The 20,181-nt window shown below is 72.7% G+C and carries 19 protein-coding genes; 9 read left to right on the forward strand and 10 right to left on the reverse strand.

All coding sequences use genetic code 11. The features are described from left to right. Nucleotides 1-342 precede the first annotated feature (342 nt). On the forward strand, nt 343-705 hold the full coding sequence (locus ACIBCU_RS09030; RefSeq protein ID WP_399230272.1) for a helix-turn-helix domain-containing protein: 363 nt from the start codon (nt 343-345) through the stop codon (nt 703-705). A 20-nt stretch (nt 706-725) separates the two neighbouring features. Here the strand turns inward: ACIBCU_RS09030 and ACIBCU_RS09035 are convergent, their stop codons facing one another. The 4 genes from ACIBCU_RS09035 to ACIBCU_RS09050 all read right to left on the reverse strand — a co-directional run bounded on the left by ACIBCU_RS09035 (nt 726) and on the right by ACIBCU_RS09050 (nt 3,727). Next, nucleotides 726-1,511 (reverse strand): hypothetical protein, encoded by a 786-nt coding sequence (locus ACIBCU_RS09035; RefSeq protein ID WP_399230274.1) that lies wholly within the window; start codon nt 1,509-1,511, stop codon nt 726-728. A gap of 139 nt (nt 1,512-1,650) precedes the next feature. Further along, nucleotides 1,651-2,355 (reverse strand): peptide-methionine (S)-S-oxide reductase MsrA, encoded by a 705-nt coding sequence (gene msrA, locus ACIBCU_RS09040; protein WP_399230276.1) that lies wholly within the window; start codon nt 2,353-2,355, stop codon nt 1,651-1,653. A 69-nt stretch (nt 2,356-2,424) separates the two neighbouring features. Next, the gene (locus tag ACIBCU_RS09045) at nt 2,425-2,583 is read right to left on the reverse strand and encodes a hypothetical protein (protein ID WP_362940685.1); all 159 of its coding nucleotides are present in this window, start codon (nt 2,581-2,583) and stop codon (nt 2,425-2,427) included. 40 nt (nt 2,584-2,623) lie between these two features. Next, nucleotides 2,624-3,727, reverse strand: coding sequence for a hypothetical protein (locus ACIBCU_RS09050; protein ID WP_362940688.1), 1,104 nt, complete (start codon nt 3,725-3,727; stop codon nt 2,624-2,626). 79 nt (nt 3,728-3,806) lie between these two features. Between ACIBCU_RS09050 and ACIBCU_RS09055 the strand changes: the two genes are divergently transcribed. Continuing rightward, nucleotides 3,807-4,952: a cystathionine gamma-synthase gene (locus ACIBCU_RS09055; RefSeq protein ID WP_362940691.1), complete on the forward strand. Its 1,146-nt coding sequence runs from the start codon at nt 3,807-3,809 to the stop codon at nt 4,950-4,952. A gap of 56 nt (nt 4,953-5,008) precedes the next feature. Here the strand turns inward: ACIBCU_RS09055 and ACIBCU_RS09060 are convergent, their stop codons facing one another. Further along, a complete protein-coding gene (locus ACIBCU_RS09060; protein WP_362940694.1) occupies nt 5,009-5,200 on the reverse strand; it encodes a DUF1059 domain-containing protein in 192 nt (63 codons plus the stop codon). A gap of 80 nt (nt 5,201-5,280) precedes the next feature. Continuing rightward, nucleotides 5,281-5,811: a MarR family transcriptional regulator gene (locus ACIBCU_RS09065; RefSeq protein ID WP_362940697.1), complete on the reverse strand. Its 531-nt coding sequence runs from the start codon at nt 5,809-5,811 to the stop codon at nt 5,281-5,283. Nucleotides 5,812-5,969: 158 nt separating this feature from the next. On the opposite strand from ACIBCU_RS09065, the gene ilvA reads away from it, so the two are divergent. From ilvA to ACIBCU_RS09080, 3 genes are all read left to right on the forward strand, one after another. Continuing rightward, nucleotides 5,970-7,199 carry a threonine ammonia-lyase gene (gene ilvA, locus ACIBCU_RS09070; RefSeq protein WP_362940700.1) on the forward strand — a complete coding sequence of 410 codons (1,230 nt, stop codon included), beginning with the start codon at nt 5,970-5,972 and terminating at the stop codon, nt 7,197-7,199. Nucleotides 7,200-7,348: 149 nt separating this feature from the next. Next, nucleotides 7,349-8,353, forward strand: coding sequence for an ATP-binding cassette domain-containing protein (locus ACIBCU_RS09075; protein ID WP_362940703.1), 1,005 nt, complete (start codon nt 7,349-7,351; stop codon nt 8,351-8,353). Continuing rightward, on the forward strand, nt 8,350-9,201 hold the full coding sequence (locus ACIBCU_RS09080) for an ABC transporter permease (protein ID WP_362940706.1): 852 nt from the start codon (nt 8,350-8,352) through the stop codon (nt 9,199-9,201). Before ACIBCU_RS09075 ends, ACIBCU_RS09080 begins: the two co-directional genes overlap by 4 nt. Nucleotides 9,202-9,211: 10 nt before the next feature. Here the strand turns inward: ACIBCU_RS09080 and ACIBCU_RS09085 are convergent, their stop codons facing one another. After that, complete coding sequence (locus tag ACIBCU_RS09085; RefSeq protein WP_399230282.1) at nt 9,212-11,143, reverse strand: BTAD domain-containing putative transcriptional regulator; 1,932 nt, start codon at nt 11,141-11,143, stop codon at nt 9,212-9,214. 111 nt (nt 11,144-11,254) lie between these two features. Between ACIBCU_RS09085 and ACIBCU_RS09090 the strand changes: the two genes are divergently transcribed. Beyond that, on the forward strand, nt 11,255-12,133 hold the full coding sequence (locus tag ACIBCU_RS09090) for an alpha/beta hydrolase (protein ID WP_362940712.1): 879 nt from the start codon (nt 11,255-11,257) through the stop codon (nt 12,131-12,133). 78 nt (nt 12,134-12,211) lie between these two features. Here ACIBCU_RS09090 and greA read toward each other — a convergent pair whose 3' ends face one another. Next, nucleotides 12,212-12,709 carry a transcription elongation factor GreA gene (gene greA, locus ACIBCU_RS09095; RefSeq protein WP_033297886.1) on the reverse strand — a complete coding sequence of 166 codons (498 nt, stop codon included), beginning with the start codon at nt 12,707-12,709 and terminating at the stop codon, nt 12,212-12,214. 192 nt (nt 12,710-12,901) lie between these two features. Continuing rightward, a complete protein-coding gene (locus tag ACIBCU_RS09100; protein WP_362940108.1) occupies nt 12,902-13,303 on the reverse strand; it encodes a DUF4307 domain-containing protein in 402 nt (133 codons plus the stop codon). 97 nt (nt 13,304-13,400) lie between these two features. Between ACIBCU_RS09100 and mca the strand changes: the two genes are divergently transcribed. Together mca and ACIBCU_RS09110 are read left to right on the forward strand one after the other, a co-directional pair. Then, nucleotides 13,401-14,282 (forward strand): mycothiol conjugate amidase Mca, encoded by an 882-nt coding sequence (gene mca, locus ACIBCU_RS09105; protein WP_362940105.1) that lies wholly within the window; start codon nt 13,401-13,403, stop codon nt 14,280-14,282. A gap of 1 nt (nt 14,283) precedes the next feature. Continuing rightward, entirely contained in the window at nt 14,284-14,556 is a 273-nt protein-coding gene (locus tag ACIBCU_RS09110) for a hypothetical protein (protein ID WP_399230285.1), read from the forward strand. Between the two features lie 63 nt (nt 14,557-14,619). Here ACIBCU_RS09110 and ACIBCU_RS09115 read toward each other — a convergent pair whose 3' ends face one another. Beyond that, nucleotides 14,620-17,838 (reverse strand): tetratricopeptide repeat protein, encoded by a 3,219-nt coding sequence (locus ACIBCU_RS09115; protein ID WP_399230287.1) that lies wholly within the window; start codon nt 17,836-17,838, stop codon nt 14,620-14,622. Nucleotides 17,839-18,131: 293 nt separating this feature from the next. On the opposite strand from ACIBCU_RS09115, the gene ACIBCU_RS09120 reads away from it, so the two are divergent. Continuing rightward, nucleotides 18,132-20,156, forward strand: coding sequence for a thioredoxin domain-containing protein (locus ACIBCU_RS09120; protein ID WP_399230289.1), 2,025 nt, complete (start codon nt 18,132-18,134; stop codon nt 20,154-20,156). The last annotated feature ends 25 nt before the right edge of the window (nt 20,157-20,181 follow it).

The raw sequence follows: 20,181 nt of genomic DNA on the forward strand, positions 1-20,181 counted from the left end.
GCCCGGCCTTGGGGGGGGGGGGGCCCGGGGGGGGGGGGGCCCCGGGGGGGGGGGGGGGGGGGGGGGGCGGGGGGCCCCCCCCCCCCCGCCCCCGGGGGGGGGGGGGGGCCCCCCCCCCCCCACCCCCGAAGGAGGGACGACCTTCAAGCCGTCCGACCACTACAGCTACACGCTCGACCCGGCCGCCGACGTCCCCGCGCTGCTCCAGGAGTACGCCGGCCCGCAGAGCAACATCGGAGGGCTGACGGCGTCGCGGCAACCGCTGTTCTGCCGACAGCAGATCCGCCCGGCGCGGAAGGGTTTCCCCTCCCGCGCCGGGCGCTTCGTTCCTACGCTTGGACGATGAGCAGCAACGCGCCGAACCACGCCCGCGTCATTCCTCTGCGTCCCGCTCCTGCCGCCAAGGAGCCTCTCTGGCGGGACGTCGTCGGTGACGTCCTGCGCCGCGAGCGCACCGCCCAGGAGCGGACGCTCAAGGACGTGGCCGAGGACGCCCGGATCTCCGTGCCGTACCTCTCCGAGATCGAGCGCGGCCGCAAGGAGGCGTCGTCCGAGGTCCTCGCGGCGGCTGCCCGCTCGCTCGGGCTCGGGCTGACCGACGTGCTGTCCCTGGCCCAGCGGGAGCTGGCCGGGCAGCAGCCCGCCCGGCAGAGCCGGAGCGTGCCCGCCCCGACCTCGACGGTTGAGGTGCGGCTAGCCGCCTGACCGCGGCGGCCGGCACCCGGCTACTTCACCGTGACCGCGTCACCGGTGGAGACGACCTTCATGGTCGTGGTCGTACCGAGGAACGCCCAGCGCCAACTGCCCGACGCGGCGGCCTTCACGGTCGTCCGGAGACGGCCCGCGCTGTCCGTGGTCGCCGTCTTGACCGTGTGGTAGGCGCCGCCGGGCGTCTTGTACTGCAGCTTCACCACCTGCTTGGTGTACCCGTGGTACTTGAGGTCCGTCCAGTTGGCCCGTGACAGCTTGCCCGTGACGGTGAGCGTGCCGCCCTTCCTCACCGGCTCGGGCGCCGCGTCCGTGGTCAGGGTCGCGGCGCGCTTCACCCTGAAGGTGGCGATGCGGTCGGAGATCCAGTAGTCCTTGTCGTTGGCCTCCACCGTGGCGTTGACCTGCCAGGTCCCGGCCACCGCGTTGGCGTCCCAGCCCTCGTTGCCGCTGCCGTAGAAGTCGATCCACGACGGGTCGATCTCCATCGTCGCCGTGCACACGGACGTCGTGCTGCTGCTTTTCCTGCACGACGTGCCCAGGGAGGACACCGGCCCGTATCCGTTGGACGCGTTGAAGGCGGACACGTGCGAGACCCCCTTCACCCCCGAGTTGTCCTTGATCGTCATGGTGATCGGGAACCGCTTCACGTTCTTGACGCCGACGATCACACTGCCGCCCGCGTTGACGACCGTCTTGACGACCCGGATGTCGCCCCGGCCCTCCGCATGTGCGGCAGGCGCCGCCACCATGACGGCGCCCACAACCCCCACTGCCGCGAGTGCGGCGATTCCTCTGCGCATGTCCCACCCCTGTGTTCCCCCGCCCGCAGCCGGGCGGGGGAACAGAGTAGCGATCAGGAAGGACAGTCGGCACCGGACGCCTGCCGTCGCCGGTCATTTCGCCGATGGCGGGGCCCAGGTCATCGTGTGACGCCTCGGATCACGCGCCAGGAGCCGGGGCGATGCCCGTCGGGCAGGCGCGGCCCCAGTTGGTCTCCGAGGGGGACTCCAGGGTGGCGCCCGTCCCGCCGATGCCGCAGTAGCCGTCGGGGTTCTTGTCGAGGTACTGCTGGTGATACGCCTCGGCGGGCCAGAAGGTGCGGCCCTCCGCCGGGAGGATCTCCGTGGTGATCTGCTTGAAGCCGGCGCCCGTCAGCACCTGCTGATAGGCCTCGCGTGACGCCTCCGCGGCCTCCGCCTGCTCGGGGGAGTGGGTGTAGAGGGCCGAGCGGTACTGCGTACCCACGTCGTTGCCCTGGCGGAAGCCCTGGGTCGGGTTGTGGGACTCCCAGAAGAGCTTCAGCAGATCCGCGTAGCTCACGACCTTCGGGTCGAAGACGACGCGCACGGCCTCCGTGTGGCCGGTCAGACCCGAGCACGTCTCCTCGTACGAGGGATTCTCCGTGTAGCCGCCCTGGTAGCCGACGAGCGTCGTCCAGACGCCCTCCGTCTGCCAGAACTTGCGCTCGGCGCCCCAGAAACAGCCCAGCGCGAAGTCGGCGACCTCCAGGCCCTGCGGGTACGGGCCGGCCAGCGGGTTGCCGAGCACCGTGTGGCGGGACGGCACCGTGAATTCGGGGATGGGGCGACCGCGCAGGGCCTCCTCCGGGGTGGGGAGCTGCGGGGTGCGGTGGGTCAGGAACATGCGGGGGCTCCTCCGGGGGTCGGTGTTCGCTCCGTACAACGCCGCGGGGGCGCCGTGGATTCCGGGGTCTCAGGCCGCGGGGGCCGGGGGATCGCGACGCTCGTCACCCTCGCGGACCCCGCCCGCCCGCGACTCGTAGGAGGCCATGTAGGCGGCGGTCTTCCTGCGCGCCCGCAGCCAGAACCAGACGGCGAGGGCTATCAGGATCAGCGGGATCAGTCGTGCCATGGGTGTGCCGGTCCAATCCGGAGGGGGCGGGTGTGCCGGGTCAGTGGAGCAGCGTCGCGGGGCTGCCGCCGTTCGCCTCGTACCCCGCGACGGCCAGGGCCCGGTACACCGTGTACTCGGCGGCCGGGTCCGGGTTCTGGGTCCAGGGCAGCGCGCCCACGTGGCCGTCGATGTGGACGAGCTGGTGCATCGCCTCCGACCAGCGTTCCATGCGGACCAGGAAGAGGACCAGCAGGTGCCGGACGTGGGCGAGCATCGGGTCGTCCGCGCGTGCCGAGTGCACCGCGAACATCGCGCCCTCGACCGCCTTCGTCACGACGACACCGCGGTAGAACCCCTGCACCAGATTGACCTCGGGGAGGTGCTCGTACACCGCGAACAGCGGCAGTGCGGCGAGCAGCGAGCCCTGCGGGGCGCGGGCGGCGGCCGTCGTCGCGAAGCGGTCGGCCTCCTCGCGGGAGCCGTGCCACTTCTCGCACCAGAAGTGCAGGGCCGCGATGTGGGCGCCCATGTGCGCGGGCGCACGGTCGATGATCTTCAACCAGAGCTGGTCGAACTGCTCGTGGGAGTAGCCCAGTCCACGCGCGGCGGCCAGTTCCACGATGTACGGGACGGGATCGCCCGGGGCGAGCAGGGCGGCCTCGCCGCAGACGGTACGGGCCTCCTCCAGGATGATCCGGAAGTCGTCCGTGCCCACGGTGCCGGTGCGCCACGCCTGCTGCACCAGGAACTCCGCGTGCACCGCCGCAGCGCCCGCGTCCTTCGGGGCCTCGGCCCGCCACGACCTCAGCCACGCCCCGCCGGCACCGGGCCGCTGGGCCAGCTCCAGGGAGGCCGCACCGGCGAACGCCTGGACCCGCTGCCAGCGGATCTCGCTCTCCTTGGGCGTACCCGCCAGCAGTTGGGAGGCGGCTCGCCAGCTCCCGGTGCCCTGGACGACATCGAGGACGTCCAGGAGGTCCTGGTCGGGCCCCGGCATCCGGATGTCCAGCTCCTCCTGGCGTGCGAAGCCGTACGTGTCCGGGTCTGCGGCGTCGGGCGAACCGGGCGCGACCTGGCGGATACCGCCACGGCGCCGCAGCATGACCGGGCCGACGACGGCTACGAGCATGCACAGGGCGAGCAGGAACCAGAGAATCTCCATGCGGTCCATTGTCCCCGGACGGGTATCCGGGCGGCGAGTGGCCTGTAACTCCCCTCCTGACGAACTACGCTCGGGCCCCATGAGCGACCAGCACAGCTTCGAGACCCTTGCGATCCACGCCGGCAACACGGCGGATCCCCTCACCGGCGCCGTGGTCCCGCCGATCTACCAGGTGTCCACGTACAAGCAGGACGGCGTCGGCGGACTGCGCGGCGGTTACGAGTACAGCCGCAGCGCCAACCCCACCCGCACCGCACTGGAGGAGAACCTGGCGGCGCTGGAGGGCGGCCGCCGCGGCCTCGCCTTCGCGTCGGGCCTCGCCGCGGAGGACTGCCTCCTGCGTACGCTGCTGACCCCCGGTGACCACGTGGTCATCCCGAACGACGCCTACGGCGGCACGTTCCGGCTGTTCGCGAAGGTCGCCTCGCGCTGGGGCGTGGAGTTCTCGGTCGCCGACACCTCGGACGTGAGCGCGGTGCGGGCGGCGCTCACCCCGCGGACCAAGGCGATCTGGGTGGAGACGCCCTCGAACCCGCTGCTCGGCATCACCGACATCGCGGCCGTCGCCGGGGTGGCCCGGCAGGCCGGCGTGCGCCTGGTCGTCGACAACACCTTCGCGAGCCCGTACCTCCAGCAGCCGCTCTCGCTCGGCGCCGACGTCGTGGTGCACTCCACCACGAAGTACATGGGCGGCCACTCGGACGTCGTCGGCGGCGCGCTCGTCGTCAGCGACCCGGAGCTCGCCGAGGAGCTGGCGTACCACCAGAACGCGATGGGCGCGGTCGCCGGGCCGTTCGACGCGTGGCTGGTGCTGCGGGGCATCAAGACGCTCGCGGTCCGCATGGACCGTCACGACGAGAACGCCACCAAGGTCGCGGACCTGCTGACCCGGCACCCGAAGGTGACCCAGGTCCTCTACCCGGGGCTGCCGGGGCACCCGGGCCACGAGGTCGCCGCCAAGCAGATGAAGGCGTTCGGCGGGATGGTGTCGTTCCGTGTCGCGGGCGGCGAGGAGGCGGCGGTCGAGGTCTGCAACCGCGCGAAGCTCTTCACACTCGGTGAGTCGCTCGGTGGTGTGGAGTCGCTGATCGAGCACCCCGGCCGGATGACGCACGCGTCCACCGCCGGTTCCCTGCTGGAGGTCCCGGCCGACCTGGTCCGGCTGTCCGTCGGCATCGAGAACGCCGACGACCTGCTGGCCGACCTGACGCAGGCCCTCGGCTGACAGCCGGGACCGTCGGCCGGGACGGGATCGTCCCGGCCGACGGACGGCTTCCGCGGTCAGACTGCGACCTTCTCGTCCTCCAGGGAGGCACGGATCTGCTCGCGCATCTCCGGGCTGTCCGTGTGCTCGTGGACCGAGACGGCGTGCTCGACGGCGGCGCGGACGACTTCGTCCTCCTCACCGGAAATGGTGAGTGTGCAGTTCGAGACGCTCGGATACTTACGGCAGTCGGCGACCTTGCGTGTCATGACGGACCTCCTCGACTCGCGAGTGCAGGCACTTCCAGCGTAGATCCGATGACGCGGACCTACAGACCGGGAGAGCCCGGTCAGCCCTCCTGCGCCGGCTGGCTCGCCGCCTGCCTGGCCGCCAGCGACGCGTTGAACCGGGTCAGCAGGGCGCAGAAGGTGTCGCGCTCCTCCTCGGTCCATTCACCGGTCACCTGGGACATCAGCTCACGCCGTGAGGCGCGGACCTCCTCCAGACGGGCCTGGCCGCGCGGCGACAGCTGCAGCACGACGGCGCGCCCGTCCTCCGGGTGCGAGGTGCGCTTGACCAGTCCGGTGTCGACGAGCGGCGCGACCTGCCGGGTCACGGTCGAGGAGTCGATCCCCATGCCCGCGGCCAGCGCCTTGACGCCCATGGGGCCTTCCACGTCGAGCCGGTTGAGCAGCAGATAGGCCGCCCGGTCCATCGAGTTGCGGACCTGGCCGACACCGCCCAGGCGGGTCTGCTCGGCACGGCGGGCGAAGACCGCCACCTGGTGCTGGAGAGAGTCGAGCAGGTGGTCCGTTCCCGGATGTCCGGGGGCCGCGCCCCCGGAAGGAGACGCAGCAGTCGTCATGTCCTGAGGGGGCATGGCCGGGGGCTCTCTTCGTGCGAGTGTCGGATGGGTGGGGGACAGAGTACGCGGCCACGGGGCAACGTGTACCAGCGCTGCACAAACCTGTGGACACCACCGCAGGCCGCCATGAGATGCGACGCCCCCGACCGCTCCGAGCTGCAAGACTTGCTGTCATGACCTTCCGTACGTCTGGCCCCTTTCCTCCGCTGATCCTCGACGACATCCGAGGGGCGCAGAAGATGCTGTCCGGGGTGGCCAGAACGACCGGGATGGAGGGCAGCCGCCATCTCAGCTCCCTCGTCGGAGCGCCCGTCCACTTCAAGTGCGAGAACCTGCAGCGCACCGGGTCGTTCAAACTGCGTGGCGCGTACGTACGGATCGCCGGGCTCAGCCCCGTCGAACGGGCGGCCGGGGTGGTGGCCGCGAGTGCCGGAAACCATGCGCAGGGTGTCGCACTCGCCTCTTCGCTGCTCGGCGTACGCTCCACGGTCTTCATGCCGGTCGGCGCGCCCCTGCCGAAGGTCGCGGCGACCCGGGAGTACGGCGCCGAGGTCCGGCTGCACGGCCATGTCGTCGACGAGACTCTCGCCGCCGCCCAGGAGTACGCCGAGGAGACCGGGGCCGTCTTCATCCACCCCTTCGACCACCCGGACATCATCGCGGGGCAGGGCACCGTGGGCCTGGAGATCCTCGAACAGTGTCCAGAGGTCCGCACGATCGTCGTCGGTATCGGCGGAGGCGGGCTCGCCGCGGGGATCGCGGTCGCGGTGAAGGCGCTGCGCCCCGACGTCCGTGTCGTCGGTGTCCAGGCCGAGGGCGCGGCCGCCTTCCCGCCCTCGCTCTCCGCCGGGCATCCGGTGGCGCTCGGCTCGGTGCAGACCATGGCCGACGGGATCAAGGTGGGACGGCCCGGCGACCTCACGTTCCCGCTGGTCCAGGAGCTGGTGGACGAGGTCCGCACCGTCTCCGAGGACGAGCTCTCCAGCGCGCTGCTGCTGTGCCTGGAGCGGGCCAAGATGGTCGTCGAGCCCGCCGGCGCGAGCCCCGTCGCGGCGCTGCTGAGCGATCCGGAGTCGTTCCGCGGGCCCGTCGTCGCCGTGCTGTCGGGCGGCAACATGGACCCCCTGCTGATGCAGCGCGTCCTGACGCACGGCATGGTCGCGGCGGGCCGCTACCTCAGCCTGCGGCTGCGGCTCACCGACCGCCCGGGGGCGCTGGCCGCGATGCTCGCCACGCTGTCCGCCGCCGACGCCAACGTGCTCGACATCAGTCACGTACGGACCGATCCCCGGCTCGGACTCACCGAGGCGGAAGTGGAACTCCACCTGGAGACGAAGGGCCCGGAGCACTGCGAGGAGGTCGCCTCCGCGCTGCGCGCCGCGGGTTACCTGGTGAGGACCTGAGCGGCGGCATCCTTCACAAAACCTGTTGTGGGTCGCGATGTATCGCGTTACCGTGCATCGCCGAACATTCCGGTGTTCCCGGCCCCGAGGGGGCGGGAACTCTACGATCCGCTCAGGAATCCACGCGAAAGCAACTGGGGGAACCTCGTATGCCAGGCGCCATTTACGCCGAAGGCCTGGTGAAGTCCTTCGGCGATGTACGAGCACTGGACGGCGTCGACCTCGACGTACCCGAAGGCACCGTCCTCGGCCTGCTGGGACCCAACGGCGCGGGTAAGACCACCGCCGTACGTGTCCTGACCACCCTGCTCCAGCCGGACAGCGGGCGGGCGGTCGTGGCGGGCATCGACGTCCTGCGGAATCCCGACGCGGTCCGCCGGTCGATCGGCCTCTCCGGCCAGTTCGCGGCCGTCGACGAGTACCTCACGGGCCGCGAGAACCTCCAGATGGTCGGGCAGCTCTACCAGATGAGCGCGCGTGACGCGAAGAAGCGGGCCGGGGAGCTCCTGGAGAAGTTCAACCTCGCCGACGCGGCCGACCGCACCGCGAAGACGTACTCCGGAGGCATGCGCCGGCGCCTCGACCTGGCGGCGGCGCTCGTCGTCTCGCCGCCGGTCATGTTCATGGACGAGCCCACCACCGGGCTCGACCCGCGGAACCGCCAGCAGCTGTGGGAGGTCATCGAGGAACTCGTCGCGGGCGGTACGACGCTGCTGCTGACCACGCAGTACCTGGAGGAGGCCGACCACCTCGCCCACGACATCTGTGTCATCGACCACGGCAAGGTCATCGCCCGCGGCACATCCGACCAGCTCAAGGCCCGTACCGGCGGTGAGCGCGTGGAGGTCGTCGTGCACCAGCCCGACCAGATCGGGCCCGCCCGCTCGGTGCTCGCCACGTACGGCAAGGGCGAGATCTCCGTCGCCGAGCACACCCGCAAGCTGACCGTCCCGGTCACGGGCGGGGCCAAGCTGCTCGCGGAGGTCATCCGCGACCTCGACACCCACGGCGTGGAGATCGACGACATCGGCCTGCGCCGCCCCACCCTCGACGACGTCTTCATCTCGCTCACCGGCCACGCGGCCGAGCTGGAGAGGAACGGCGAGAACGCATCGACCGAGGCCGCAGAGGGCCGGAAGGAGGACGCGCGGTGACCGCCGTCACGGACACGCCGAACCCGACACCGTTCACGTCCCGCGGGGCGATCGGCCGGTCGGTGGCCGACTCCCTCGTCATCGCCCGTCGGAACCTGATCCGTATGAGCCGGATCCCGGAGATGGTCCTCTTCGGGCTCATCCAGCCGGTCATGTTCGTCGTGCTCTTCAGCTACGTCTTCGGCGGGTCACTCGTCGTCGGCGGATCGACCAGCGCCGCCGGCTACCGCGAGTTCCTCATGGCGGGCATCTTCGCGCAGACGGTCACCTTCGCCACGGCCGGCGCGGGCGCCGGGATCGCGGACGACATGCACAAGGGGCTGATCGACCGGTTCCGTTCGCTGCCCATGGCACGCGGTGCGGTGCTCACCGGACGTACGCTCGCCGACCTCGTCCAGACCACGCTCACCGTCATCGTGCTCACGATCGTCGCCCTGCTCGTCGGCTGGCGCGTACACGAGGGCATCCCGAAGGCTCTGGGGGCCTTCGCCCTGCTGCTCCTCCTCGGCTACGCGTTCTCCTGGATCGGCGCACTGATCGGCCTGTCCGTACGCACCCCGGAAGCGGCCACCTCGGGCGGTCTCATCTGGCTGTTCCCGGTCACCTTCATCTCGAACGCCTTCGTGCCCACCGAGAACATGGCGGGCTGGCTCCAGCCCATCGCCGAGTGGAACCCGTTCAGCGCGACCGTCCAGGCGTGCCGCGAGCTGTTCGGGAACCCCGGTGTCTCCCCGTCGGACGCCTGGCCGATGGAGCATCCCGTATGGGCCTCGGTCATCTGGTCGGTGGTGATCATCGCCGTGTTCCGCACGCTGGCCGTACGCAAGTACCGCCAGGCGGCCATCTGACGGCCGCGCGCTATCCGGCGCAGGCCTCCGCCTCCGCCAGGTAGCGCGCCACCGGGCCCAGGGTCAGCATCCCGCTCGCGGCGCCGGCGTGTTCCGCACGGGCGTCGCGCAGGGCGGCCGCCGCGCGTGCGGCGGTCCCGCGCTCGCCGAGGCGCGCGGCGGCGTGGGCGGTCAGGCACCACAGCGCTTCCTGCATGTGGTCACGCGGGGGTTCGGGCACCGCGGCGAGGGCCGCACGGGCCTCCTCGGCCCGGTCCTGGGCGAGCAGCACGAGAGGGCGCACCCAGGGTCCGTACGGGCCCCAGTCGAGGTGCGGGCCGGTGGGCGGTGGCCGGTCGTGCAGCAGGCGCAGCCCCAGGAGGGCGAGCGGGAACAGACCGCGGTGCAGCCCCGGCATACCGGCCGTCCGGAGGGCGTCCTCCGCAGCGCGGTAGTGCGCCGCGGCCTCGGCGGCGGTCGGTCCGCCGGGTTCGGCACTGCGGGTGGCCGTGACCCGCGCCCGGAACCACCTGGTGAGGACGGGGACGAGGGGCGCCTCGGTCGCGGCGGCGAGCTGTTCGGCCGCGTCGGCGTGCGAGGCCGCGGCTTCGAGGTCGCCGAGGGCCGAGGCGGACTGCAGGCGGACGAGCCGGCCGAGCACGGCGAAGTCCGGCAGCCCGTGGCGGGTGGCCAGGCCGAGGATCTCGTCGCCGGTCCTGTCCCGTACGGGGGCGAGCCCGGGGCGGGCGAAGGACTGCAGGAACACTCCGTTGAGGGCGAACGCCAGCAGGACGGGGTCGGCCTGCTCCCGTGCCAGCGTCTCGGCCCGCCGTGCCGCCTGCTGAGCGCGCTCCAGCTCGGGCCGGGACAGATCGGCGCTGCGGCTCTCGACGGCGACCGTGGCCAGGAGGCGGGCGACCAGTTCGGCGGGGCCTTCGGGGCCGAGCGCGGCGAGCGTGCGCTCTGCAGCCGCGACGACGGCGCGGGACTGCTCGGGGTCGTCGGCCCGGCTCCAGAGGGCGGGCACGTCGTAGGCGCCGATGATCCGGGCGGTCAGGGCGAGGTCTCCGGTGCGTTCCGCCGCCCTGACGGCGGCGAGACGGTCGCGCCGCGAGTGGACGAGGGCCTCGCCGCCCGCCAGTGCGAGGGTGCGGGCCAGTTCCACGGTGGTGCGTGGGCCGAGCCGGACCCCGTGGCCGGTCCACGAGGCAGGCGCGGCTTCCAGGGGCTCGTACCCGTTGAGGATGTCCGCCTCCAGCCGCCGGAGGCCGGCGCCGGGGTCGAGCCCCAACTGACCGACGAGCATGGCGCGGGCGCGACGGAGGGTGGCGAGCGCGTCGGCCTGGCGGCCCGCGCGGTGGAGCGCCCGGGCGAGCAGCCCCCAGGCCGGCTCCCGCCACGGATGTCCGGCGACATGGGCGCCCAGTTCGGCGACGAGAGCGGCCCCCTCCCCGGAGTCGAGGAGGATGCGGGCACGCAGCTCCACCCCCTCCAGCCTCAGCTCCTCCAGCCGGGCCCGTTCGCGCTGTGCCCATGCGGAGCCGGTCACATCGGCGTAGGCGGGGCCACGCCAGGCCGCGAGTGCCGCGCCGAGGGCGGTCAACGCGTCGGGGCTGTGCCGGGCGCGGGCCAGGGTGTCCTCGAACCGGTGGACGTCCACATCCTCGCGCGGCAGGCGCAGCGCGTAGCCGGGGCCCTCGGTGACGAGTACCCGTGGGGGATCGCGGGGCGGCCGACCGGGTTCGACGGCGCGGCGCAGCGCGGCGACGAACGTACGCAGAGCGCCCACGGCGCGGGCCGGCGGATCGGTCCACAGGTCGTCGACCAGCGTGTCGGTGGTGACCATCCGCCCCTCGGCGGCCACGAGCCGGGCGAGCACCTCACGATGGCGGGGCCCGCCCAGGACGACCGGGCTCCCGTCGTCGTGGAAGGCCCGCACGGCACCGAGCGCGTCGATTCGCATGGCACCCATCCTCCGTGCCGGGGGCGGCCGCGCCCAACCGTACTGATCGGCTGCTGATCGCCGTCGCCCACGCTGGCCCGGTCAGCCCCCGACCCGACAGGACGGTCCCTCATGACGCTCACCCTCCCCGGATTCGACCACATCCGCCTCCCCGGTGCGGACGGGGTGGAGCTGGCTGCCGCTGTCGGCGGCAGCGGCACCCCGGTGGTGCTGCTGCACGGCTTCCCCCAGACCCACCTGATGTGGCGGCACGTCGCCGAGCGGCTCGCCGGCGAGCACACGGTGATCTGCCCCGACCTGCGGGGCTACGGCGCCAGCGACAAGCCGGAGGCCACCGGCCCCGACGTCTACGCCAAGCGCACCATGGCCGCCGACGTCGTCGCCCTGGCGGCGGCGCTCGGCCACGAGCGCTTCGCCCTCGTCGGCCACGACCGGGGCGCCCTGGTCGCCTTCAGGGCGGGGCTGGACCACCCCGAGACCATCACGCACCTGGGCATCCTCGACATCGTGCCGACCCTCGACATGTGGAACGTCCTGCACGGCGCCCCGGCGGCCGTCGGCTACCACCTCTTCCTCATGGCGCAGCCGCCCGGCCTGCCGGAGACGATGATCGCCAACAGCGCGGACGCGTTCTTCGGTTCGTTCCTCGACGACTGGGCCGCCGACCCGGCCGCCCTGCCGGAGGAGGTGCGGGCCGAGTACCTGCGGGCGAGCGCCGCGGCGGTGACGTCGATCGTCGCCGACTACCGGGCCTCGGCGGGCATCGACGTCACGCACGACCAGGCGGACCTGGACGCCGGGTCGCAGCTGGCCATGCCCGTGACGGTCCTCCAGCAGGACTGGGGCGCGCAGCTGGGCTACGACGCCGCCGGGGTGTGGAAGGCGTGGGCGCCGGACCTGGACCACCGGCTGACCCGGGCGGGGCACTTCATGGCCGAGGAGGCGCCCGACGAGACCGCGGCGGCGATCCAGGACCTGCTGGCCCGCTAAGGGCTGTCCCGTGGGTGTATCGAGCACGACGGAGCCCCGGCCGCATTCGCGGCCGGGGCTCCGTACGTGTGTGGGGGGTCAGCCCTGGTAGGGCTTCGCCGAGACGATCTTCACCGTGGCCTTCTTGCCGTTCGGGAGCTCGTACTCCGCGTCGTCGCCCACCCGCTTGCCGTTCACGCCGGTGCCGAGCGGGGACTGCGGGGAGTAGGTCTCGATGTCGGTGCTCGCGTACTCGCGGGAGGCGAGCAGGAAGGTGACCGTGTCGTCGGGGTCGCCGTCGAAGGCGATGGTCACGACCATGCCGGGCTCGACCACGCCGTCGTCGGCAGGGGCTTCGCCGACCTTCGCGTGCTCCAGGAGCTGGGTCAGCTGACGGACGCGGAGTTCCATCTTGCCCTGCTCCTCCTTGGCCGCGTGGTACCCGCCGTTCTCGCGGAGGTCACCCTCCTCGCGGGCCGCCGCGATCTTGACGGAGATCTCCGTGCGCGCGGGACCAGACAGGTACTCCAGCTCCGCCTTCAGCTGGTTGTACGCCTCCGGCGTGAGCCAGGTGACGTTATCGCTGGTCTGGGTCACAGGGTGCTCCTCGTCGGTGCTGGGAATACAAAGCAACGCCCTACCCCAAGCATGCGCTGCCACGGGTGGGCGAAACAACGAGCCTAACAATTCCGCGCGAAAAGGGGGAGAAGGTAAATCGTCACACGCACATCCGTGCAGGTCAGCACCGGAGTGCGGGTGTCAGGCACGGCGCGCGCCCCCGGGGTGCGGTCAGCCGGCGGCGCACCCCATCAGCTCCACCGCCGTCGCCCTGGAGGTGGTGCGCAGGGAGACGACCTCGTCGATCCGCTCGGAGCGCTCGTCGAACCGGAAGTCCGCCCGGCCGACCTCGCCGCCGTCCTCGCTCAGGGCGCGGAGCGTGCAGTGCCCGTCGGCGTCCCGGTCCTTGCGGACCTCCAGGTGGACCTCGGCACGGCTGTCCGAGACGATCCTGGACTTGATGAGCTCGGCGCTGACGTCCTGACCGGCCATGTAGTCGTAGCCGAACCAGCCGAGCATCGCGAGGAAGAGCACGCCCAGCACCGAACCGATGATCTTCAGCTTGCGGTCCGCGCGCTGATCCTGCGACCGGCCGTAGCGCCCCTCGGGCAAGGCCTCGCGCACCGCTGCCATGATCGTTCCTCCCGTACCGGGGATCGAGGAATTTTCCACCCCCCGGTTCAGTCACTATAGAAGCCGACCACTGCGACCAATCACTGAGGACCGAGTCTTGACCGAGCAGCTGAGACTGATGGCCGTGCACGCCCACCCCGACGACGAGTCGAGCAAGGGCGCGGCCACCATGGCCAAGTACGTGTCCGAGGGGGTGGACGTCCTGGTCGTCACCTGCACAGGGGGCGAACGGGGATCCATCCTCAACCCGAAGCTCCAGGGGGACGCGTACATCGAGGCGAACATCCACGAGGTGCGCAAGAAGGAGATGGACGAGGCCCGGGAGATCCTGGGCGTCAAGCAGGAGTGGCTCGGCTTCGTCGACTCGGGTCTGCCCGAGGGCGACCCGCTGCCCCCGCTGCCCGAGGGCTGCTTCGCACTGGAGGACGACGAGACGGCGGCGGGGCGTCTCGTCGCGAAGATCCGCGCGTTCCGGCCGCAGGTGATCACCACCTACGACGAGAACGGCGGGTATCCGCACCCCGACCACATCAAGACCCACACGATCTCGATGATCGCGTTCGAGGCGGCGGGGGACACCGAGAGGTTCCCCGAGGCGGAGTTCGGCCCGGCCTGGCAGCCGCAGAAGCTCTACTACAACCAGGGATTCAACAAGCCGCGCACGCTCGCCCTGCACGAGGCGCTGCTCGCCCGCGGGCTGGAGTCCCCGTACGGCGACTGGCTGGAGCGCTGGAAGGAGTTCGAGCGCGCCGAACGCACGCTGACCACGCACATCCCGTGCGACGACTTCTTCGAGATCCGCGACAAGGCGCTGATCGCGCACGCGACGCAGATCGATCCGGACGGCGGCTGGTTCCGGGTGCCGATGGACGTCCAGCGGGAGGTCTGGCCGACCGAGGAGTACGAGCTGGCCAAGTCTCTGGTCGATACCTCCCTCCCCGAGAGCGACCTCTTCGCGGGCATCCGCGACAATGCCTGATATGTACGCGACCCAGGCACTGACGCAGCTCGTTCCGCTCGCCGCCGATGAGCTCGACAAGAACAAGGTGACTCCCGGCGTCCTCGGCTTCCTCGTCTTCGCGGCGCTCGCCGTCGGGGTGTGGCTCCTGATGAAGTCGATGAACCGCCACATGGGCAAGGTCGACTTCGAGGAGGCCCCCGACCCGGCGGCGGAGCCCGCGGGCACCGACGGCGGGGCGGAGACGGCCGCCTCCGGCAGCGGGACGAAGGTGAACGCCTCGGGCAAGGGCTGACGCGGCCCGGCCGGGCGGCCGGACCGAGCGCAGGCCCGGCCGCCCGGCCTTTCGCGGCCTGCCTCAGGGCCGTACGCCCACCGCGACCCCCATCACCTCGCGGGCGTGCCGGGACGGCGTCAGGCCGAGGCGCCAGGCCTGCCAGCCGTCGTCCAGGTCCACCCCGCGGTTCAGGACGACGCGGAAGGCCTCCGCGCAGTCCTCCAGCTTGGCGTCCCGGAGCGGGTGCGGGGCTTCCAGCAGGTCCGCGAGTTCCTGCTGGGCGACCGCCGTGCCCACCTCGCTGCCGCCCGGTGAGGCGTACGGCAGCAGCGTGCACCGCAGGAACGCCGCCCAGTCACCGCCGCGGGCATCGCCGTACGAGGCGAACAGCGTGATCGCCTCGCCGCAGAGCTCCAGCGCCTGCGCCGCCCGGTTGTTCCCGCCGTCGACCAGCGCAAGCTCCAGGCAGGTCCAGGCCTCGCCGTGGGCCACCCCGATCCGCCGGAAGTCCGCCCGGGCGTCCACCAGGAGCTGCCGGGCGAATCCGGAGTTGCGCAGGTTGCCCGTCTGCGCGGCCCGCTGGTCACGGGTGACGCGCCCCGAATGGTGGCGGGCGCACGCCAGCCCGTACACGTCCCGCATCCGGGAGAACATCGTGCGCGCCCGCTCCAGCTCCCGTACCGCCTGGTCGGTGTCGCCGTCCTCCTCCAGCGCCTGCCCGAGGTAGTACCGCGTCCACGCCTCGCCCCGCGCGTCCTCGTTTCCCCGGTGCCGGGAGAGGGCGTCGCGCAGCTGTTCCACCGCCGGTGCCGGGTCGCCGTCGAGCAGCCGGGCGCGGGCCAGCTGGGTCAGGGCCCAGGCCTCCCCGCGCTCGTCCCGGGTGCGGCCGTACAGGTCCAGCGCGGCGGACAGTTCCTCCTCGGCCCGGGCCACCTCGCCGAGGCGCAGACAGACCTGGCCGAGCTGGAAGTGCGACCATGCCTCGCCGTGCAGGGACTCGCCCTCGCGGTGCAGGGCAAGCGCGGTGTCCAGCAGGGTCAGGGCCTCGGGCAGATTCGCCCGGTCGCGTTCGACGGCTGCCAGGGCGTGCAGGGACCAGGCCCGGTCCTCGGCCTGCTCCGGAGAGGCCTGCAGGGCGAGGGCCTCCCGCAGCCGGGCCGACGCCTCGGCCAGATTGCCCTGGTGGTGCAGGGTGATGCCGAGCGAGCAGAGGGCGAGGGCGGCGCCCGCGTCGTTCTGCGCCTCGCGGTAGAGGCCGACGACGGAGGACAGCGTCGTGCGGGCCTTGTCGAGCTCACCGAGCTGCCGGGCCGCGATACCCGTACGCCACTGCACCGACCGCTCCAGGAGCCCCTGGTCGACGGCCTGTGTCAGCTCGCTGATCTCACCGAGCCGGTAGAGGTCGCCGCGCAGCAGGCAGTAGTCGCACAGGGCGCCCAGCAGATGGAGCACCGCCGCCTGGTCGACGCCCTCGGCGTGCCGCAGCGCCGAGGTGATGAAGCTCGACTCGTCGTCCAGCCAGCGCAGGGCGGCGTCCAGCGAGCTGAAGCCGTGCGAGCCGAACTGCCCGGCACGGGTGGACATCTTGCCGTCGACCATGCGGATCACCGCGTCGGCGAGCTCCGCGTAGTTCTGGATGAGGCGCTCCTGCGCGGCCGTACGGTCGGCCGCCGGCTCCTCGTCGAGCAGCCTGGCCAGGGCGAAGTCCCGGACGAGGTCGTGCAGCCGGTAGCGCGCGCCCCGCACATGCACCAGCAGCCCGGCCCGGGCCAGCGTCTCCAGCAGACGGCCGGCCTCCTGCTCGTCCGAGGACAGCAGCGACGCGGCCGCGGCGGCCCCGAGGCTGGCCCGCCCGGCGAGGGCGAGCCGCCGCAGCAGCCGGCGGGCCGCCTCGGACTGGTCGGTGTAGCGCAGCCACAGGGCCCGTTCGACGGGCGCGACCGGACCGTACGCCCCGAGGGCCGACGCCAGCTCGGCCCGGGACCGCGCGCCGAGTGCGGAGCCCACCACGCGGAGGGCGAGCGGCAGCCCGCCGCACAGTTCGACGACGGTGTCGGTCGACGGGTAGTCGTACGGACCGGCCTCCTCGTCGGTCGCCGACTCCCGCAGCAACTCCTCGGCGCCCGCCGCCTCCAGACCGCCGACGGGCAGGTGGTACACCCGGGCCGGGATGTCGTCGGGCAGGGCGAGCGGCTCGCGGGCCGTGACGAGGACCAGGCTGTCCGAGCGCTCGGGGACGAGCGTGCGGACCTGGCCTGCGTCGGTGGCGTCGTCCAGGACGATCGTGACCGGTGTTCCCGTCAGATGCTGGTGGTAGAGCTCGCTCAGGCGCCGGACGTGCTGCTCGGCGGAGGACCTCTCGCGGAAGAGCAGCTGTTCGCGCGGTGCTCCCAGCCGGTTGAGCAGGTGCAGCAGGGCGTCCCGGGTCGGCAGCGGGGTCTCGCCGGAGACATCGCCCCGCAGATCGACCACGCATGCCCCGCGGAACTGGTCCTTGAGCGCGTGCGCGGCCCGTACGGCGAGTGTGGTGCGCCCGGAGCCCGGGGTGCCGTGCAGGACCACGACGGTCGGCCTGGTCTCGGTCGCGGCGCGGGCCGCGTGCACCCACCGGGCGATCTGCGCCAGTTCCTCGCGGCGCCCCGCGAACGGGCCCTCCACGGCGGGCAGATGGCCGAAGGACTGTTCCAGGACCGACCGGGCGCGCGCGGCGGCACTGCGGTCACCGCCGCGCAGCTGCGCCACCACGGAGGTGCCCGTCTTCTTCGGCGGACGGGTGGACGCGGTCAGCATGCGCTGCTGGTCGAGGAACGGGCGGATGCCCCGTACCTCCAGGGCCGTCAGCCACTCCAGGCGCAGCTGCTCGGGGCCGCCGGGCTGGTTCCGTTCGCCCGCCCTGCGGTGGGCGGCCGGCCAGTGCGATGCGGTCGCCCGCGCCACCGTGACCGTCGTCCCCGCGGCGGCGACGACCGCGCCCGCGCCCAGGGCGAGACCGGTCGCGGTGCCCAGGGCCAGATCCGCGCCGAAGGCGGCCGCAGCGGCAACTCCCGTCACCAGCATCGGCGTTCCCAGCGTCGCTCTGCTGAACCGCGCGGACAGCGGCTGCTGGCCGGCCCCCGCGTCGTCCAGCGCCCGGGTGTAGGCGGCGTACTCCTCGGCCGCGCCCGCCGCCATGGTGTCGAGCGCGCCCCGCGCACGGGCCAGCAGCGCGCCGGAGTCCGTCCGGCCACCCGTCCGCCGCGCCTCTTCCTCCACGGCACGTGCCAACAGCCGTTCGGCTTCGGCCCGATGGCTGTCCCGCATCCCCATGCATCCCCCTCGTTCCCGACCCTGGCCAGGTCGCGGCCGGATCCGCTGCGTTGACCATCCAGTGTCCTCGGTCCGGCGCCCCGGCGACAGGGAGTCCGCGAGACTGCGCCCCCGGGTTCGGCGCGCGGCCGGCCGCCGACGCACCGCGCGAACAGGCCGGTCCGTCGAGCGGCGAGGTGCGCGGGCTCGGGCCGCAACGGCTCGGGCGCGCGCGCCGGCGGGCGGAAACTCCGGCCCCCGGTGAGCCCGTCCCCCCGCCCGCACCCTCGGTGCGCAAGGATTGGGGTATGGCCAACCGACTTGCGCAGACCACTTCCCCGTACCTCCTCCAGCACGCCGACAACCCCGTCGCCTGGTGGCCGTGGTCGCCCGAGGCGTTCGAGGAGGCCCGCCGCCGCGGCGTCCCCGTGCTGCTCAGCGTGGGGTACGCCAGCTGCCACTGGTGTCATGTGATGGCCCACGAGTCGTTCGAGGACCCGGCCGTCGCCGACTACCTCAACGCGCACTTCGTGCCGGTGAAGGTCGACCGCGAGGAGCGGCCCGACGTCGACGCCGTGTACATGGAGGCCGTCCAGGCCGCGACCGGCCAGGGCGGCTGGCCGATGACCGTCTTCCTGACCGACGAGGCCGAGCCCTTCTACTTCGGCACGTACTTCCCGCCCGAGCCCCGCCACGGCATGCCCTCCTTCCAGCAGGTCCTCGAAGGCGTCGTGGCCGCCTGGACCGACCGGCGCGAGGAGGTCGCCGAGGTGGCCGGGCGCATCGTCCGCGACCTCGCCGGCCGCTCCCTGGCCGCCGGTGAGGGCGGCCTGCCCGGCGAACCGGAGCTGGCGCAGGCCCTGCTGCGGCTGACCCGGGACTACGACGAGAAGCACGGCGGTTTCGGCGGCGCGCCCAAGTTCCCGCCGGCCATGGTCATCGAGTTCCTGCTGCGCCACCACGCCCGTACGGGGGCCGAGGGCGCCCTGCAGATGGCCGCCGACAGCTGCGCGGCCATGGCGCGCGGCGGGATCTACGACCAGCTCGGCGGTGGCTTCGCCCGCTATGCGGTCGACGGGGAGTGGATCGTCCCGCACTTCGAGAAGATGCTCTACGACAACGCGCTGCTGTGCCGTGTGTACGCCCATCTGTGGCGGGCCACCGGCTCGGACCTGGCCCGCCGGGTCGCCCTGGAGACGGCGGACTTCATGGTCCGCGAGCTGCGGACCACCGAGGGAGGCTTCGCCTCCGCGCTGGACGCCGACAGCGAGGACGCGCAGGGGCGTCACGTCGAGGGCGCCTTCTACGTGTGGACGCCCGCGCAGCTGCGCGAGGTCCTGGGCGAGGAGGACGCCGCCTTCGCCGCCGACCACTTCGGGGTGACCGAGGAGGGCACCTTCGAGGAGGGCTCCTCCGTCCTGCGGCTCGTGCGGACCGGGGAGGAGGAGACCGACGCCGCCCGGGTCGCCGACGTGCGGGCCCGGCTGCTCGCGGCGCGCGAGCTGCGGGCGCGCCCCGAGCGCGACGACAAGATCGTCGCCGCCTGGAACGGCCTCGCGATCGCCGCGCTCGCCGAGACCGGGGCGTACTTCGACCGCCCGGACCTGGTCGAGCGGGCCACCGAGGCCGCCGACCTGCTCGTACGGGTGCACATGGGCGACGCGGCCCGGCTCTGCCGCACGTCGAAGGACGGCCGCGCGGGGGAGAACTCCGGTGTCCTGGAGGACTACGGCGATGTCGCCGAAGGATTCCTCGCCCTGGCCTCCGTCACGGGTGAGGGCGCCTGGCTCGACTTCGCGGGCTTTTTGCTGGACATCGTGCTGGAGCGCTTCACGGGCGAGGGCGGGCAGCTGTTCGATACCGCCGACGACGCGGAGCGGCTGATCCGCCGCCCCCAGGACCCCACCGACAGCGCCACCCCGGCCGGCTGGACCGCCGCCGCGGGCGCGCTGCTCTCCTACGCGGCCCACACCGGCTCCGGGGCGCACCGCACGGCGGCCGAGGGCGCCCTCGGGATCGTCGGGGCGCTCGGCCCGAAGGCCCCCCGCTTCATCGGCTGGGGGCTGGCGGTCGCCGAAGCGCTGCTGGACGGCCCGCGCGAGGTCGCGGTGGCCGGACCGGTCGCCGGGGAGCTGCACCGGACGGCGCTGCTGGGACGGGCGCCGGGCGCCGTCGTCGCGGCGGGCGAGGTGGCGGACGCGGGCCCCGAGTTCCCGCTGCTGGTGGACCGGCCGATGGTGGGCGGCGAGCCGACCGCGTACGTCTGCCGGCACTTCGTGTGCGACGCGCCCACGACGGACGCGGAGGAGCTGGCCGGGAAGCTGGGCGGCTGACGCGGGCACGGCGAAGGGCCCGGCC

Source organism: Streptomyces sp. NPDC051064 (assembly GCF_044455985.1).
In the GTDB taxonomy this organism is placed as follows: Bacteria; Actinomycetota; Actinomycetes; order Streptomycetales; family Streptomycetaceae; genus Streptomyces.

Excerpts from the sequence above, each read along its gene's own strand:
- ACIBCU_RS09030 (WP_399230272.1), top strand. The coding sequence starts at position 343 with ATGAGCAGCAACGCGCCGAACCACGCCCGCGTCATTCCTCTGCGTCCC.
- ACIBCU_RS09035 (WP_399230274.1), bottom strand. The coding sequence starts at position 1,511 with ATGCGCAGAGGAATCGCCGCACTCGCGGCAGTGGGGGTTGTGGGCGCC.
- msrA (WP_399230276.1), bottom strand. The coding sequence starts at position 2,355 with ATGTTCCTGACCCACCGCACCCCGCAGCTCCCCACCCCGGAGGAGGCC.
- ACIBCU_RS09045 (WP_362940685.1), bottom strand. The coding sequence starts at position 2,583 with ATGGCACGACTGATCCCGCTGATCCTGATAGCCCTCGCCGTCTGGTTC.
- ACIBCU_RS09050 (WP_362940688.1), bottom strand. The coding sequence starts at position 3,727 with ATGGAGATTCTCTGGTTCCTGCTCGCCCTGTGCATGCTCGTAGCCGTC.
- ACIBCU_RS09055 (WP_362940691.1), top strand. The coding sequence starts at position 3,807 with ATGAGCGACCAGCACAGCTTCGAGACCCTTGCGATCCACGCCGGCAAC.
- ACIBCU_RS09060 (WP_362940694.1), bottom strand. The coding sequence starts at position 5,200 with ATGACACGCAAGGTCGCCGACTGCCGTAAGTATCCGAGCGTCTCGAAC.
- ACIBCU_RS09065 (WP_362940697.1), bottom strand. The coding sequence starts at position 5,811 with ATGCCCCCTCAGGACATGACGACTGCTGCGTCTCCTTCCGGGGGCGCG.
- ilvA (WP_362940700.1), top strand. The coding sequence starts at position 5,970 with ATGACCTTCCGTACGTCTGGCCCCTTTCCTCCGCTGATCCTCGACGAC.
- ACIBCU_RS09075 (WP_362940703.1), top strand. The coding sequence starts at position 7,349 with ATGCCAGGCGCCATTTACGCCGAAGGCCTGGTGAAGTCCTTCGGCGAT.
- ACIBCU_RS09085 (WP_399230282.1), bottom strand. The coding sequence starts at position 11,143 with ATGCGAATCGACGCGCTCGGTGCCGTGCGGGCCTTCCACGACGACGGG.
- ACIBCU_RS09090 (WP_362940712.1), top strand. The coding sequence starts at position 11,255 with ATGACGCTCACCCTCCCCGGATTCGACCACATCCGCCTCCCCGGTGCG.
- ACIBCU_RS09100 (WP_362940108.1), bottom strand. The coding sequence starts at position 13,303 with ATGGCAGCGGTGCGCGAGGCCTTGCCCGAGGGGCGCTACGGCCGGTCG.
- ACIBCU_RS09110 (WP_399230285.1), top strand. The coding sequence starts at position 14,284 with ATGTACGCGACCCAGGCACTGACGCAGCTCGTTCCGCTCGCCGCCGAT.
- ACIBCU_RS09115 (WP_399230287.1), bottom strand. The coding sequence starts at position 17,838 with ATGCGGGACAGCCATCGGGCCGAAGCCGAACGGCTGTTGGCACGTGCC.
- ACIBCU_RS09120 (WP_399230289.1), top strand. The coding sequence starts at position 18,132 with ATGGCCAACCGACTTGCGCAGACCACTTCCCCGTACCTCCTCCAGCAC.